Here is a 16,235-nt window from a genome sequence, read left to right on the forward strand (position 1 = left end):
GCAGCGACCGGCGCCGCCGAACCCTGCAGGCGCAGTCTCAGCTGATTCAGCACCTCACCCCAAGGAAAGGCCGCTCCCGGATCTTGCTTGCGCTTGATCTTGCGTCCCTGACAGCTGAACGACGCCTGATCCACCTCTTCATGGCCCCGCAACGCCAGCAGTCCGAGCCGATGTCGGGTCAGGATCTCCGCCAACAGATCGACCAAGGCGCGAATCTGCGGTTCAGGAAAGCGGTCCTTGCCATCGCCATCGTTGACCAATTCGATGCCGATCGAATCGGCGTTCTGGCCCCTCGCGTGAAAGGCCACTGCCGACTCAGGCACCATGCGCACCCGCTGTCCATCTCGGCCGATGATGTAATGGATGCTGATCTTGCCCTGATTGGCCCGGAAGTGCTTGACGATGCCCGAGAGCGAGCCGCCCTTGAAGCTCCTCGCCGGATCGCAGTCAGGCCCGCCAGTCGCGTGGATGATCACCCGCTTGATCGGCTCTTGGCGGGGCTCGCCAGGGACCGGGACCGTTTCCATGGCCTGCGACGATGGCGTCAGAACAAGGGTCAGGACAAAGATCAAAGCAGCGCGACACAGCGCGCCGACACGCGATGATTTTGGTTTGACCACCTCGATCACCTCCGCTATTCTTGCCAGTCTTCGCAGATGTCGGGCGCGTAGCTCAGTGGGAGAGCACTGCCTTCACACGGCAGGGGTCGCTGGTTCGAACCCAGCCGCGCCCACCATTCAATTCAATCGCTTGCATCGCCTTTACAGCCCCCTTTTCTGATCCTGAGCAATCGTCGCGCTTCCTGCATCTGTCGTCTTAACGCGAATCTCAGGCGATCTCATATACCGGGTGCTGCTCGCTGATCCTACACAACGCGACCCGACTACCGTAGCGATCGTCTGCTTCCTAGCCCGACGATGTACTGTTGGTGATCGAGATCTGCGCCAGCTCGCTGCGCTACGGCCAGGAGGTCAAGTGCCCCTGTACGCAGCCCACCGCGTCCCCGAGGTCTGGCTGGTCGACCTCCAGCCACGCTCAGGCTTCCAGGGCCTGCTTAATGACCCAACTTATCGACTCAGCTTTCAACGCAGAGGAGAACACATCGTGGATACTGGCTCTTTCAAAGCCCTCGAGTTACTGGTCATCGTCGGCGTCGTCGGCTACTTCTACATCAACCAGCGCAACAACTTGCAGCGTCTCAAGGAGGAGCGCGAGGCAAAGCAGACCAAAGACGCGAACGAGGCCAACGCGACAAAGGCGACAAAGGCGACAGAGGCGACAGAGGCGAACGTGACCAACGCCGACAAGACACCGCCAGCCAACGACTGATGACGATGTCTGCCACCGCAGAGACCCTCTACCAACGTCACCGCCTCAGCGTCGATGACTATGAGCGCATGGGCCAGGCCGACATCCTCGGCGAAGACGACCGCGTCGAGCTGATCGACGGGGAGATTATTGATATGCCGCCAATCGGCAGCCCACATGGCGGTGCCGTCAAGCGCATCGCCAATCGTCTCGCGCGCGCATTCAGCGAGACCGATGCCATTCTGGCCGTGCAAGATCCTTTCCGACTCAGCGACTTCTCCGAGCCCGAGCCCGATATCGCCCTGCTCCGTCCGCGCGATGACTTCTATGCCAAGAGCCATCCAAGGCCCGCAGATGTGCTGTTGCTGATCGAGGTCGCCGAAACCTCGCTGCGCTACGATCGCGACAAGAAACTGCCGCTCTACGCACGCGCCAGCATCCCAGAATGCTGGCTGGTCGACCTCGCCGGCCAAGCCCTTTGGCGCTATCGCGACCCCGGCCCACAGGGCTACGCTCAGGCCAGCCAGGCCGCGGATCTTTCCGCGCTGTGCCCTCTCTGCCTGCCACAAGCTGTGATCGATCTAACCGGCCTGTTCTAGCGAGAGTCTAGCGAGAGGCCGCTGCCATGGCTCAGATTTAGCGCCCCCGTGTCCAACGCCCACGACTGCATCCGCCTGCGCGGCGTCCGTCAGAACAACCTCAAAGACCTTGATCTCGACCTGCCGCTCGGCGAGCTGATCGTCGTTACCGGCGTCTCGGGCTCCGGCAAATCCTCGCTCGCCTTCGACACCGTTTACGCCGAAGGCCAGCGCCGCTATGTCGAGACCTTCTCGCCCTATGCCCGCCAGTTCCTCGACCGAATGGACCGGCCCCAGGCCGACCGCATCGAGGGTATCCCGCCGGCGATCGCGATCGACCAGACCAACCCGGTGCGGACCTCGCGCTCCACGGTCGGCACCATGACCGAGCTGACCGATCACCTGAAGCTCTTGTTTGCCCGTGCCGCGCAGCTGTTTTGCCATGGCTGCGGCCGCGAGGTCCGGCGCGACAGCGCTGAAGCGATCTGGGCGACGCTCCAGCGCCGCGTCCATGCGACAGAACCGACCGACCACAAGCCTCATCGCCAGCCTGTTCAGGATCACTCGCGAGCACCGGCAGCGGGCAGCGCACCCATTGCGACGCTCGAGACAAGCGAGCGCAACAAAGCGTCACCCCCTGTGCTCGTCTGTTTCGAACTCGCGATACCAGACGGCCTCAGCCCCGAACAGCTCAAGGAGCTGCTCGCGCAGCAGGGCTACATCCGCTTCCTGCATGAGGACGACAAACGACTCGAGGTCATCCAAGACCGGCTGCGGCTTGATGAAGATAACCGCAGCCGCACCCTAGAAGCACTCGAGGCGGCGCTCGCGCATGGCGGCGGCCGGGTGCGGGTCTATCCACTCGATGCCGAGCGCAAGCCAGGCCAGCCCTGGCACTTCTCGCGCGACCTGCACTGCCCCGACTGCGACATCGACTACCGCGACCCGATCCCGAGCCTGTTCTCATTCAACTCGCCGGTCGGCGCCTGCGAGACCTGTCGCGGCTTTGGTCGCGTGATCGGCATCGACTGGGACCTGGTGGTCCCGGACGCGCGCAAGTCGCTGCTCGATGGTGCCATCAAGCCGATCCAGTCCGATGGCTATTCGGAAATCCAGGAGGACCTGATCGCCTTCGCCCATCGGCGCGGCATCCCGACCGACATCCCCTGGTCCGAGCTGACCGAGGCGGATCGACAGTGGGTCCTAGAGGGCGAAGGCGACTGGGACGACGACCCGCACAAGCGCGTCTGGTATGGCATCCGCGGCTTCTTCGCCTGGCTCGAAGGGCGCAGCTACAAGATGCATGTGCGGGTGCTGCTCTCGCGCTATCGCAGCTACGATCCCTGCCCCGACTGCGGCGGCGCGCGACTCAAGGACAGCGCCCTCGACTTCCGCATCGGCGATCATGCGCTGGCCGATGCGGCGATGGATCGACGTCAACGCTTCCGCCATGCGCGCAGCCGCTTGCCAGAGCAGGCCTGGCTCGGCCTCCCCGGCCTGAACATCCAGGATCTGATGGTGTTGCCGATTGTGGACTTAGCGCACTTTTTCGATGCGCTCGACCTACCTGGCAGCCTGGATCAGGCGATGGAGCTGCTGCTCGCGAACATCCGCTCACGGCTGCACTATCTGACCGAGGTTGGGCTCGGCTATCTGACCCTAGAGCGCCAAACGCGCACGCTCTCGGGTGGCGAGGTGCAGCGCATCAACCTGACCACCGCGCTCGGCACGGCCTTGGTCAATACCCTCTTCGTGCTCGACGAGCCTAGCATTGGCCTGCATCCGCGCGACCTGGATCGAGTCGTGCGCATCCTCGAGCGGCTGCGCGATACTGGCAACACGCTCTTGGTCGTCGAGCATGATCCGCAGCTGATGCGAGCCGCCGACCGCATCCTCGACATTGGCCCAGGCCCCGGTGAGCGAGGAGGTCAACTGGTGTTTCAGGGGGCGCCGGCAGCCTTGATGCAGGAGCCCGCATCGCTGACCGGCGACTTCCTCGCCGGCCGGCGTCAGGTTGCCGAGTCACGCGATCCGCAGCCACCAAGGCCAGATGAGCCCAAGTTGCAGATTCGAGGCGCGCGCGAGCACAACCTCAAGGAGGTCGACTTAGCGCTGCCGCTGCAACGGTTGGTCGTGGTCACCGGCGTCTCCGGCTCCGGCAAGTCGACGCTGGTGCAGCAGGTGCTGTTCCATCATCTGGCCAAGCAGAAGGGCCATCCGGAGGGGCCGCTCGGCGACTGCAGCGCGGTCGAGGGCGAAGCCTTGATCAAAGACGTGGTCATGGTCGATCAATCCCCGATCGGCCGCAGCTCGCGCTCAAACCCCGCCAGCTACGTCGGCGCGCTCGACGCACTCCGCAAGCTGTTCGCGGCTGTGCCACTGGCGCGCGAGCGTGGCTTCAAGGCCGGCCACTTCAGCTTCAATGCTGGTCCCGGCCGCTGCCCGACCTGCTCTGGCTCCGGTTTCGAGCAGGTCGAGATGCAATTTCTCTCCGACGTCTACCTGCGCTGCCCAGACTGCAATGGGCGCCGCTACCGACCTGAGATCCTGGAGGTGCGTTTACCGCTGCTCGCCTCGCAGCCGGCCGAGGCAGAAACGCGCAAGCCGGCCATCATGAGCCAGACCGGTTCTGCAACAGCTGACGCCGGTGCCAGCGGCGACGGCCACCCGATCGGACGCGCAAGCCAGGCCGAAAGCGCCATTGATGCTGCGAGTGATGCTGCGAGTGATGCCACCACTGCTACCGCCAATGATGACTCTAGCAACGCCTCCAGTCAGGCTTCCAGTGATGCCTGCAATGATGCCGCCAGTGCCAGCGAGGCAGCAGGAGGGGCGAGCCTGATCGATGCCACGCCGCCGATCGGGCTAGCGAAAGGCCCCAACATCGCCGATGTGTTGGAGATGACGGTCGCAGAGGCGCTCATGGCCTTCCCCGATCAGCGCGAGCTGCAGCGATCCTTGCAGCCGCTTGTCGATGTCGGCCTGGACTATCTGCGCCTTGGCCAGCCGGTGCCGACCCTCTCAGGTGGCGAGGCGCAGCGCCTGAAACTGGCCGGTCATCTGGCGAAGACCGCGGGCCGCAAACCAAAGCGAAACACTAAGGATAAGGATAATGACCAGGGCAAGGATAAGGATAAGAGCGAGCAGGACAACAATGCTTCAAGCAGGCTTCAGCCCGGCCTGCTATTCCTGTTCGACGAGCCGACCACCGGTCTGCATTTCGCCGACATCGCCACCCTGCTTGGTGCCTTTCGGCGCCTCATCGACGCTGGCCACTCGCTGATCGTGATCGAGCACAACGTCGATCTGATACGCGCTGCCGACTGGATCATTGATCTCGGCCCGGAGGGCGGCGATGGCGGCGGCGAGATCGTTGCCTGCGGCACACCAAACATGATTGCTGCCGATCTCAGCAGCCATACCGGACGCGCGCTGCGCGAAGCGACTGCGCCGCATCACGCGCCCGAGCTGGCGCCAGCCGTCGCCGAGATACCAGTCGGCTATTCGACCCCGCTCGCGGATAGTCAGCAGGCCCCGGCTGAGTCATCAAGTCAGCAGACGCGGGCTGAGGCATCGAGTCAACAGATCCGGATCGAGGCATCGAGTCAGCAGGCTCAGCCCGAGGCATCGATCCTGATCCGCCACGCCCGCGAGCACAACCTCAAGGATCTGACCCTCTCGATCCCCCGCGGCCAGTTCATCGTCATCACCGGGGTCTCGGGCAGCGGCAAGAGCACGCTGGCCTTCGACATCCTGTTCGCCGAGGGCCAACGCCGCTACCTGGAGTCGTTGAACGCCTATGCCCGACAGTTCGTGCAACCGGCGGCGCGCGCCGATGTGGATGCCCTCTTTGGCATCCCGCCCACGGTCGCGATCGAGCAGCGTAGCAGCCGCGGCGGACCCAAGAGCACGGTCGGCACCACCACCGAGATCCACCATTTCCTGCGCCTGCTCTATGTCAAGCTCGGCATCCAGCATTGTCCCGAATGCCAGGTCCCGATCCGGCCCCAAGGCCGTGCCGAGATCCTGAGCCGCATCAGCGAGGATTTCCGCGGACGGCGTTTACGCTTGCTAGCGCCGTTGGTGATTGCGCGCAAGGGCACTTACGCCGAGCTCGCCGACTGGGCCAAACGGCGCGGTGCTGAGCATCTCTTCGTCGATGGCGAGCTGCAGCCGGTCGACCCCTGGCCCAAGCTCGACCGGTTTCGCGATCACTGGATCGATCTGCCCTTTGCGCCGATCGAGATCGATGGCTCGCACCAAGACCTGCTCTCCGAGCAGTTCGATCAGGCCCTTAGCATCGGCAAGGGGCTGGTGCGCGCCTTGCCTGCTGAGCACCTTGAACCCAGTCCCAGCGGAACTCCTGGTCCCACCGGCGCCAACGGACAGGAGATCAACACGAACGACCAAGCGGCGCCGCGCACCTATTCGACGCAACGTACCTGCCCTAGCTGTGGCACCGGCTTTGATGAACCTGATCCGCGTCTGTTCTCCTACAACTCCAAGCATGGCTGGTGCCCGACTTGCTTCGGCACCGGGCTCAAGCTAAGCGGCTTCGATGCCGAGCAGAGCGGCGAGGAAGGGCAATGGCTTGCCAGCGACGGCAGCAGCCAAACACCCTGCCCCAGCTGCCAGGGTCAGCGACTCCGCCCGGAAGCGCTCGCGGTGACCTTTCGCGAACGCTCGATCGCCGAGCTATCGGCACTCAGCGTGACCGACGCCGGCCAGCTCTTCGCCACGCTGACGCTGAGCGAGCGCGAGGCCGCCATCGGCCGCGACCTGCTCGCCGAGCTGCGCGCCCGCCTCAGCTTTCTCGACCGCCTCGGTCTTGGCTATCTGAGTCTGGACCGGGCCGCGCCCACCCTCTCTGGCGGCGAGGCCCAGCGCATCCGGCTCGCGGCGCAGCTCGGCTCCAACCTGCGTGGTGTCTGCTACGTGCTCGACGAGCCGAGCATCGGCCTGCATGCACGCGACAATGAGCGACTGCTCGAGACCTTGAGCGAGCTGAAAGACAAGGGCAACAGCCTGATCGTAGTCGAGCACGATGCCGCCACCATGCGCCGTGCCGACGAGATCATCGACCTTGGCCCCGGGGCCGGCATCCATGGTGGCGAGATCGTTGCCCGCGGCAATGCCCAGGCGCTCGCCGCCAACCCAGCCTCGCTGACCGGTCGTTATCTCGCGCGCGGCCGCATCGAGTCTTTGCTTGAGCAGGCGCCACTGCGATCCGCACAGCAGTCCGAGCAGCAAGACGGCAAGGACCAGTCCAGTCTCGGCCGCGATCAACGGCCCCAGCATTCGAGCCCATCGCAGACCAGATCGCAAACGAAACACCGGATGCCGGCTGTGGTGAAGCACTGGCTTCACATCGAAGCGGCCTCGCTGCACAACCTGCAACAGCTCAATGTCCAGATCCCGCTCACCCGCTTGGTTTGCGTCACCGGCGTCTCTGGCTCCGGCAAGTCGAGCCTCGTGCGCGATGTACTCGGCGCCTCGCTCAAGGCCTTGCTCAGCCAACCATCCGGCGGCACTAGCAGTAAGGGCAGCAAGGGCACCAACAGCAGCAGCAGCGGCAGCCGCGCCCCCAAGGCAGCGATCAGCCATCTCAACGGCTGCAGCGGCTTAGGCGGCTGGCAGGCCCTAAGCCGCGTGCTCGAGGTCGATCAAACGCCGATCGGCAAGACCCCGCGCTCCTGCCCAGCGACCTACATCGGCATCTGGGATCGCATCCGCCGTCTGTTCGCGGCCACACCCGAGGCGCGCATGCTCGGTTGGGGACCAGGCCGCTTCTCCTTCAATACCGGCGACGGTCGCTGCCCGGCCTGCGAGGGCCAAGGCGTGCAACGCATCGAGATGAGCTTTCTGCCGGATGTCAAACTCCCCTGTGAGGTCTGCGACGGCACCCGCTTCAATGCCGAGACCCGACGTATCCTATACCTGGCGAAGGACATCGGCGAGATCCTGGCCATGAGCGTCGATGAGGCTGTCGCGCTCTTTCACGCGCATCCAGGCATCCGGCATCCGCTCGAACTGCTGCAGGCGGTTGGGCTCGGCTATCTGGCGCTCGGCCAAGCCAGCCCGACCCTATCCGGCGGCGAGGCGCAGCGCCTGAAACTGGTCACCGAGCTGGCCAAGGCGCGCCCGACGGCCGATGGCAGCAGCAGTCGTCCAACCCTCTATCTGCTCGACGAGCCGACGGTTGGCCTGCACATGGCCGATACCGAGCGCCTGATCGGCGTGCTGCGACGCCTGGCGGAAGCCGGCCATTCGGTCTTGGTGATCGAGCACGATCTGGACCTGATCGCCGCCGCTGACTGGGTGATCGACCTCGGCCCTGAGGCTGGGGCCGAGGGCGGACGCATCGTTGCCGAAGGTCATCCCGCCGAGCTGATCGCCCGCGGGGTCGGCTACACCGCCGAGGCGTTGCGCCAGCATGCGATGGCCGAGACTCAGTCGCGATAGAGTCAGTCGCGATAACGACCGGCCATGAACGAACGCCCCGCGGTTCAGAGATCAATACTCAGATTCTGCTCGCTGACCTTGCGCTTCAACGCCTGGCGCCTTGACTGCAGCCAGGGCGTCGGCTCGACGATCCCCTGCCAGCCCCAACGCAGCCAGTCCAGCAAGCGCCAGGCGAGCCAGAGTGCCCAGGCCAGCATCAGCAGCCGGTAGATCCAGATCGGCGCCGAAACCACAGTGACCGGTGCCGTCTTCTCGCCGTTGCGATCGAGGTACCAATTCAGCGCGGTTGCGCTCGAGCCATTGCCGGCGACCTGCATCGACGGACTCCCCAGCAGCCCCTGTTGCACGGCGACTAAGAGCGCACCGAGTGCGACCATGGTCAGCCCCACCAGCGCGACCTGAGTGAGATTGAACCGCCAAGGCGCGATCGCTGTTCCGAGCCGCCGACGCGCGCCGAGCGCAAACAGCCAGAGCACGACGAGCGCGCCGACCCAGACCGAGACCTGACTGAGGCCAACGCCAAGCAAGAGCCAATCAGTGAAGCCCAGCGGTGTCAGACGCGCGCGAACGAGCAACAACGCGATGATGCCAATCACCACCAATAGGCCCCAGAACTGCACGGCCGGACCGATGCCAGGTCCCGAGGTCCATAACAGCCAGCGATCGGCGCCGAGCCGTACCTGGGTTTCGGCATTGACACCAGCCACGCCGAGACCCACCAGGCTCGGGCGATAGACCAGGCCGAGCCCTTCAGACGCCACCCAATCGAGCGCGATCTCCTGCGTGCCTGGCGTCAATGCCAGGTCGACCGCGTTGCCCTGGGTGATCAATGGCCATTGCTGCCCATCAACGCTCAGTCGAGTCGGCTCGGCCCCCTGCGGGAGCCGCAACAGATGCCGACCGCCCTGACTGCTGCGCAGACTCAGCTCGAGCCGGGCCTCGCTCGAGTGCAAGCCTGGCCGCACCTGATAGCGGCTGCGATCCAAGGTCAGGGTTGGCCCAGCGACCGCCAGCGGCCGTGACAGACTCAGGCGCAGCACCTCGCCCGGCCAGGGCCGATAGGTCGGCAGCCAGGAAGCGTTACCCGCGGGTGGCTGCACGGCCGGCACGCCCTCCGCGCTCAGGTGCCAGATCGGGCTGACCTGGAGACGCCATGCTTCGGTCAGCCGTGGGTCCGTCGACGCGTTGAGCACCAGATGATCAACTGGACGCAATGCCGAACTCCAGCGCATGCGTGCACGTCCTGGTGGCAGCGAGACCAGAACCCCGGCCTCGTTGACCTGGGCCCCAGCCGTCGTCACCGACTCACCTGGAATCAAGCCCACTCGCACGCTAACCGGCTGGTCGAGCGACGAAAGCCGCTCGACCTCGGTCGTCAGACCCCAGTCTAGCCCGAAGCGCAGCGTCCGCGTGATCTTGAGCAGCGGCGGTAACCTGGTCTCTGCGTTCGACGCATCCGGTAAACCGGATACATCCGACGATAGGCCCGCATCGAGGCCGTTGCTCGGCATGGTCGGCACGCGATCATTGCGCAGCGCAATCGGCACACCGCCTTCACGGCTAAGACGGCTAAGCCGAAGCTGGTCGCCGGGAACACCATCCGCACCAACGCCCTCCAGCCGCCAGCCTGCATCAAGACTCAACTCGACCAGGCGCGGACGCAACGGCAGCGGGATCTCGATCTGATCAGCGCTGCCCAGCGGCCCGGACAACAGCAGCAGATGGCGACCTTGCGGCATCGGTGCCGCAAGCTCGCCATTGGGCCGTCTCAGCAGGCGACCCAAGGCCGCACCGTCCAACTGCACCAAGGCCGGCGACCAGCCACTGCGGGCGCCGGGAACCGGCAAGGCCACCGCCGCAGCAGCGTCTACGGCCAGCAGCAGGCGCAGCTCAGTCGCCGATGCATCCAGCACCAACTGCGCGATCTCGGCGCAGTTTGGTACGCAATCCGGTGGCTCCAACAGCCGCTCTCGCAGCTGGTCGAGCAGCGCTGCCGAAGGGAATGCGGCATTCGCCAGCGCAGGCACCAGATAGCGATCGGGCTCAGACTCGTGCTCCGCAGCAGACCAAGACGCTGCGAGAGCGGGACTCGGCGCTAGCCAGATGCCGGCGCTGGCGATCAGGCCAACCCCGATCAGGGGCAGGACCCTGCCCTGATCTGCCTTCAGCCGCATCGGTAGCCGATCAGCGAGCCGCAGCCCCAGCAGCGGTACAAGCAGCAGCGTGACGATCGCCAGCACCAGCGTCGCCGAGGCTGGCAACAACCAGAGTCGCAACCGATGCTCGGGCGGCATCGGCCCGCTCCAGCTCAGCTCAAACCGGCTCCAGGTCCAGTTCGGCACCCCAACACCGGTCTGCAGCTGCGCCTGAGGATCGAGGCTTGGCAGCGGCTTCGGGATCACATCCGGGGCAGCCTCAGACAGCGCCCCGGAACGCTTGCTCAGCATCGCCCCGGCTGCCGCTGCCGCCGGTGCGCTCTGCGGTAAGTGGCTCGCGTCGAGATCCGCGACGCGTCCAACGGCGCCATCAGCAAAAATCCCCAGGCCAACCAGACCACCGCCATGGGATTCCAGCTGCGGGAAGAGTCCATCGCGCATCTCACTGACCAGAAAGGGGATTGCAATCAGTGCCAGGGTCAGCAGCGCGAGCCGATAATAGAGCCGCACCAGTCCACCCAGCCAACTCGGGCCGCGCTGGGCGGCCAGCGTTTGCGCATCGACAGCACCCGCGCTCGCGCCCGGCGACGGGCCCGGCGCCATGCTGGGCGTCATATTGGGCGTCATGCTAGGCGCAGAGCCAGGCGTCACGCTAGGCCTCTGATCGGGCGTCGAGTCGGAGCCGGAACGCCCCGGCAGCAGGCTGACCAGCGCCGCCGCGGCGATCAGGTTCAGCCAGGCCCACCGCGGTGCGCCTGGCTCCTGCCAGGTCAGCACCAGTGTCAGCAACGCCAGCAGCCCCCAAGGCCAGCCCCAGACGCGTGCAACGGCCAATGCCGCGATCAGCACCAGAAAGATATCCAGCAGCGTCCAGCGCGCGAGCCAGCTATCGGGCAGATTATCGACGCCGTCGACGGCGAGCAGATCCCAGCCGGGCGGCAGATCGAGCCAGGTCCTGGCACTGCTCAACGGCAGGCTCCAACCCGAGCCGGGGACATCCAACTGCCAACCGACCGGACCGCTGTCGATACGTGCGTCCGCCGTCAGCTCGAGCCGACCAGCGCGCAGCTCAACGCCTTCGCGCTGATCCTGCCCAGCTAAACCCTGCCCATCTATACGGGTGATCAGCCGTGGCTCGCCGTCGACGCGCACCTGCCCGAGCACCAGCGGCGGTTCGGCATCGATCCGCCAGCGCTCCTGCACCACACCACTGAGCCGATCGCGCAGACTCAGCCCAGCGCCATCGAAGTCCAGCCGCAGGGAACGCTCGAGACGAACCTGATCCACCCCTGAGGCGCCACGGCTCAGCTGTTCGAGCCTGAGGGTCTGTCCGGCCTGGAGCAGATAGGCTGGCAGCTGTTGCCAGGCTGGCGGCAGGCGAGTCTGGCGCGGGTCGATCGGGTGCGCACCGCTGAGTTCGACTTGGCGCAGAGATGGCTGGGCCGCGAAGACCCAAACCTCCTGCGCCGGCCACTCAGAGGTCCCGGTTGCCGGCGGCTGCGGCAGGTGAAGTGCAGCCACTGGACCAGGATGATGGCTTTCCAGCGTCAGCTCCCAGCGGCCAGGTCGCAGCTGCAGCTGCAACAGGGACCTGGCTTGATCGGACTGCTGATCCGGCTCGGCATCAGACCTCGCATCAACCAAGCGCGCCGGCAACGGACTCTCGAGGCGCAGTGGGATGCCGCCTGGCAGGACGACCGGCCCCAGCAGCAGCTCGCGCGGCTGACCCGAAACCTCGAGCAACAGACGCGTCTGCACCCTCAGCGGCACCGAGTCCTCGATGCGGCGCATCACCTCGATCGACAGGCTATCCGGCTCCTGCCGCTGCAACGGCTGGCGCTCGGCGCCCAGCCAAATCCCACCCTTGGTATCCAGGCGCGGCTGATCGATCGCGCTCCCATTCAGGCTCAGGCTGAGGAGCCCGATCTCGGCCGGCACCCGCAGCACATCCGGCCGTCTCGGCCAAGCAAAGCGCCCGCGAACCGCGCTTTCACCTGCGTCGAGTTGAATCATCGGCCGCCCATCGCGCTCGACCACCGCGATCGGCAAGCCATTTGCACTCACCTGCTGCGGCCATTGTCCGCGCCCACCGGGCAGCGGCAGCCAGCTCTGCGCGGCCAGCGTCCAGGCCTGCTCAAAACGACCACCGTTGTCGTCGAGCTCGAGCTGCAGCAGACCCGGCCAGGCGCAGACGCGATCAGCCGTGCCATCCGCGCCGATCGGACAAGCGCGTTGATCCTCGCCCTCCAGCACCCAATCGACCCAAGGTGCGAGTGGAGCCGGTATCGTTGGCCCCTCGTCGGCAGAGGCCGTACCCAGCGCGGCGAACAGGCCGAGCTGAAGCAGGAACAGGAACAGGAACAGGGAGCGGAAAAGGGGCTGCTTTTGCCGCGACATCCCGTGCGACACCCGCTGTGGCGCCAATAATGGCAACGAATCGACGAGCCGGATCGGTAGGCCATCGCATAGGCCATCGCCCGGGCTTCGTTGCTGAGCAGCCAGCAAACTCTCAGAAAACAGCATAGCCTGGTGACCCCCGAGAGCTGTCAAGGAACGTCCGAACGCCGCCTGGTATCGGTCTAACGAACATAGCGCGTCGCCACCCGAGACGATGGAGCGCTTGTTTAACCCTACCTGCGCAGGTGGTAAGCGATCAGAGCAAGCGCCTCATCGCCGCCAATAATCGCCGATTCTCGGCCTCAAGGCGCACTGCGATACGCAGATAGCGCGCATCGAGTCCCGCGTAATCGTCACAGACGCGCACGGCGATACCCTCCGAGCGCAGCAACCGCGCAGCGAGCTCGGCCGCCATCGGCGCCTGCTCCGGCAGTCGTAACAACAGATAATTGGCTGCGCTATCAATGACCTCCAGACCAAGCCGGCGCAACGCCTCAGTCAGCCGGCGACGCTCAGTGCCGATCAACGTGCGCGTGCGCTGTGAGAACTCAGGCAACGCCGGGTCGTTGAGGATCGCCGTGCCGGCCGCGGCGGCCAGGCTGTTGACCGACCACTCCGGGAGTAACCGCATGAACGCGGCAGCGCGCGTCGGCGCCAACACCGCATAGCCGAGCCGCAAACCGGCAAGCGCATAGAATTTGGTCATCGAGCGGATGACGATGAGATTCGGAAGCGCCCAGCGGGCAGCTGATTCGGTCCCGCTGACGAAGTCGATAAAGGCCTCATCGATGGCCCAATCGACCCGCGGATGGGCGATTACAGCCCGTCGCAACGCCTCGGGATCGACCAGGCGACCAGTCGGGTTGTTGGGCTGACCGATCCAGACCAGATCGCCCGCGCGAAACTGCGTCGAGAGACGTTCGAGATCGAGCGCGAACCCATCCTCGGGCGGGAGCGGAATCGACACCAGCGGTCGCTGCCAGACCTCAGCGGCGCGCCCGTAATCGAGGTAGGCCGGCGCGGTGACCAGTACCCGCCTGGCATCGAGCAGCCGCGGCAGCCACCAGATCAGCTGCTCGGCGCCATTCCCGACCAGGATCTGATCAGATGCCACGTCCAGATGCTGGCCGATCGCGGCCCGTAACGCCGTGCAGGCCGGATCGGGATAATGACCGAGGGCATCAATGCCAGCGATCAAGGCCGCGCGCGCAGCCGCGGGCATGCCGAGCGGGTTGATATTGGCGCTGAAATCAAGCAGCGAAGCGGCTGCGCGGCCGCTGCGGCGCGCCAGCACCTCAAGGTTACCGCCGTGTCGAAGGCTATCCTGGCCATCCTGCTGAGTCTGCTCAGCCCGAAACAAGCGGCTCATCATCCAAGTTGGTGGCGATGCGCTGCGTTCATGATCCGCACCGGATCAGCAGCCATGAGCGATCAGACTGGGTAGGCCACCCTCGGCGGGCAGCCGTACACGCGAGCGGCAGGCGGTTGGCACCTCGAGCAGGATCAGCCGCTCGGCGGGGATGCCGAGCAGTTCGCCCAGGATCACTCGGATGACGCCGCCATGGGTGATCAGCAGCAGGTGATCTCCGCCCCCGGCCAGCAGTTGGCACCAGCCATCGATCACACGCTGGCGAAAGACCGCAAAGGGCTCCGAACTCGGCGGATCGTAGCCGCTCGGGTCCGCCCAGAAGCGGGCCAGGTCATCAAGCGGGATCTGATCTGCACGCAGCCCTTCCCAGGCACCGAAATCGCGCTCGCGCAAGGCCTCAACCTGCTCGACCTGCAGCCCGAGCCGTTTTCCAAGCCAGTCAGCAAAGCCCGCGCAACGCGAAGCCGGCGAGCAGAGAAGGCGATCCCAGCGGTTGCGTCCTCCGGCTGTCTGATCGGCCGTCGCAGCCTCGAGCTGCGACCAGCCCATCGCGCTGAGCGGGTCATCGCGTCGACCACGAAAGCAAGCACCGCCGGCAACCTCACCGTGACGGATCAGATCGACCAGGCGAGACATTAGCTGGCCTGAGCCGCGACGCCCGCCTCGGCAAAGGTCGCCATCTGCGCGTGCAGCGCACAGGCCAGACGCAACAGCGGTACCGCTGCTGCGGCGCCGCTGCCCTCGCCCAAGCGCATGCCGAGGTCCAGCAATGGCCGCAGCCCAATTGCCTCGACCATCGCCCGATGCCCGGGCTCAGCGGAGGCGTGCGCAAGCAACATCCAATCAACCGCCCCTGGGCAGAGCCGGCTTGCGACCAAGGCTGCCGCCGTGCTGATGAAGCCGTCGATGAGCATCGGTAGCCCTTGCTGGGCACAGGCCACATAGGCACCCGTCATCGCCGCGATCTCGAAGCCGCCAAGCCGCGCTAGCGCACTGAGCGGATCGGCGAGCGGATCGGCGAGTGGATCGGCGAGTGGATCGGCGAGTGGATCGGCGAGTGGATCGGCGAGTGGATCGGCGAGTGGATCGCCAAACTGGTTGCCAGGCAGACCGCCAGGTAGATTCCCAGGCTGATCGCCAAGCTGACGACGATGCAACGTCAGTGCTCGCTCGATCAGCGCGCGCTTGCGCTCGATGCCGCCGCGATCAAGCCCGGTGCCCGGGCCGACCAGATCCACCACCGGCAGCGCGAGCAGGGCGCAAGCGAGCGCTGTTGCTGGGGTCGTGTTACCGATCCCCATCTCTCCCGCGATGAAGAGTTCGGCGCCCGCCGCACGCGCCCGCCGCACCGCCGCTTTACCCTCGGCCAACGCCAGCACGAGCTGCTCAGTCGACATCGCCGCACCTTCGGCAAGGTTGGCGCTGCCGGCGTCTATCACCGCATCCCGAATCAGCGGATGCGCTGGCACGGGGACCACAGTGCCAAGGTTGATCAGCTCGATCCCGGCGCCGATTTCCCGTGCCAGTACACTGATGGCGGCACCACCGGAGGCCATGTTGGCGACCATCTGCGCCGTGACCGCCTGCGGGAAGGCCGAAACACCTGACGCAGCAACCCCATGGTCGGCGGCAAACACGGCAATCTGCACCTGCCCCAAGGCTGGCTGCTCTCGCCCTTGCAGGGCGGCAAGCTGAATCGCGATGTCTTCCAGCCGCCCGAGTGAGCCTAGCGGCTTGGTCAGCTCGCCCTGGCGGTTGACAGCGGCTTCGCGCGCATCTAGGTCGACCGCTGCAGCGGGGGTATGAAGCCATTCGAGATCAAGAGTCAACGGTTATTCCTCGGGCGTTAAACCAAACTGGGATGGACCAAACTGTACGTTTGCGGCTTGATCTACTGTCAAGGCCCTACTGTGCCAAGCGCTCAAGGCAGCTAAGCATGACGACTTGTCATTTCTTATGGCATAG

8 protein-coding genes and 1 tRNA gene are annotated in these 16,235 nt (G+C 65.5%); 4 read left to right on the forward strand and 5 right to left on the reverse strand.

From position 1 onward, the window contains the following. On the reverse strand, nucleotides 1-527 hold a 527-nt coding region (locus tag CCR96_RS12445; RefSeq protein ID WP_201220432.1), incomplete at its 3' end, for an N-acetylmuramoyl-L-alanine amidase. A 134-nt stretch (nucleotides 528-661) separates the two neighbouring features. On the opposite strand from CCR96_RS12445, the gene CCR96_RS12450 reads away from it, so the two are divergent. The 4 genes from CCR96_RS12450 (at nucleotide 662) to CCR96_RS12465 (ending at nucleotide 8,348) form a co-directional block, all read left to right on the forward strand. Beyond that, nucleotides 662-736: transfer RNA gene (locus tag CCR96_RS12450), tRNA-Val, on the forward strand. 368 nt (nucleotides 737-1,104) lie between these two features. Further along, nucleotides 1,105-1,329, forward strand: a complete 225-nt coding sequence (locus CCR96_RS12455; protein ID WP_201220433.1) for a hypothetical protein — start codon at nucleotides 1,105-1,107, stop codon at nucleotides 1,327-1,329. A gap of 5 nt (nucleotides 1,330-1,334) precedes the next feature. Continuing rightward, nucleotides 1,335-1,907 carry a Uma2 family endonuclease gene (locus tag CCR96_RS12460; protein WP_201220434.1) on the forward strand — a complete coding sequence of 191 codons (573 nt, stop codon included), beginning with the start codon at nucleotides 1,335-1,337 and terminating at the stop codon, nucleotides 1,905-1,907. 48 nt (nucleotides 1,908-1,955) lie between these two features. After that, entirely contained in the window at nucleotides 1,956-8,348 is a 6,393-nt protein-coding gene (locus CCR96_RS12465) for an excinuclease ABC subunit UvrA (protein WP_201220435.1), read from the forward strand. A 44-nt stretch (nucleotides 8,349-8,392) separates the two neighbouring features. Here the strand turns inward: CCR96_RS12465 and CCR96_RS12470 are convergent, their stop codons facing one another. The 4 genes from CCR96_RS12470 to CCR96_RS12485 form a co-directional block, all read right to left on the reverse strand. Continuing rightward, complete coding sequence (locus CCR96_RS12470; RefSeq protein WP_201220436.1) at nucleotides 8,393-12,901, reverse strand: NADH dehydrogenase subunit 6; 4,509 nt, start codon at nucleotides 12,899-12,901, stop codon at nucleotides 8,393-8,395. A 256-nt stretch (nucleotides 12,902-13,157) separates the two neighbouring features. Then, nucleotides 13,158-14,270, reverse strand: a complete 1,113-nt coding sequence (gene cobD, locus CCR96_RS12475) for a threonine-phosphate decarboxylase CobD (RefSeq protein WP_201220437.1) — start codon at nucleotides 14,268-14,270, stop codon at nucleotides 13,158-13,160. Nucleotides 14,271-14,315: 45 nt separating this feature from the next. After that, entirely contained in the window at nucleotides 14,316-14,906 is a 591-nt protein-coding gene (locus CCR96_RS12480) for a histidine phosphatase family protein (protein WP_201220438.1), read from the reverse strand. Next, on the reverse strand, nucleotides 14,906-16,099 hold the full coding sequence (locus CCR96_RS12485; RefSeq protein ID WP_201220439.1) for a nicotinate-nucleotide--dimethylbenzimidazole phosphoribosyltransferase: 1,194 nt from the start codon (nucleotides 16,097-16,099) through the stop codon (nucleotides 14,906-14,908). Before CCR96_RS12485 ends, CCR96_RS12480 begins: the two co-directional genes overlap by 1 nt. Nucleotides 16,100-16,235: the final 136 nt, after the last annotated feature.

The organism is Halochromatium roseum, from assembly GCF_016653315.1.
Lineage (GTDB): Bacteria > Pseudomonadota > Gammaproteobacteria > Chromatiales > Chromatiaceae > Lamprobacter > Lamprobacter roseus.

Bases quoted from the DNA above. Each gene is read 5' to 3' on its own strand.
- CCR96_RS12460 (WP_201220434.1), top strand. From the start codon at position 1,335: ATGTCTGCCACCGCAGAGACCCTCTACCAACGTCACCGCCTCAGCGTC.
- CCR96_RS12480 (WP_201220438.1), bottom strand. From the start codon at position 14,906: ATGTCTCGCCTGGTCGATCTGATCCGTCACGGTGAGGTTGCCGGCGGT.
- cobD (WP_201220437.1), bottom strand. From the start codon at position 14,270: ATGAGCCGCTTGTTTCGGGCTGAGCAGACTCAGCAGGATGGCCAGGAT.
- CCR96_RS12470 (WP_201220436.1), bottom strand. From the start codon at position 12,901: ATGTCGCGGCAAAAGCAGCCCCTTTTCCGCTCCCTGTTCCTGTTCCTG.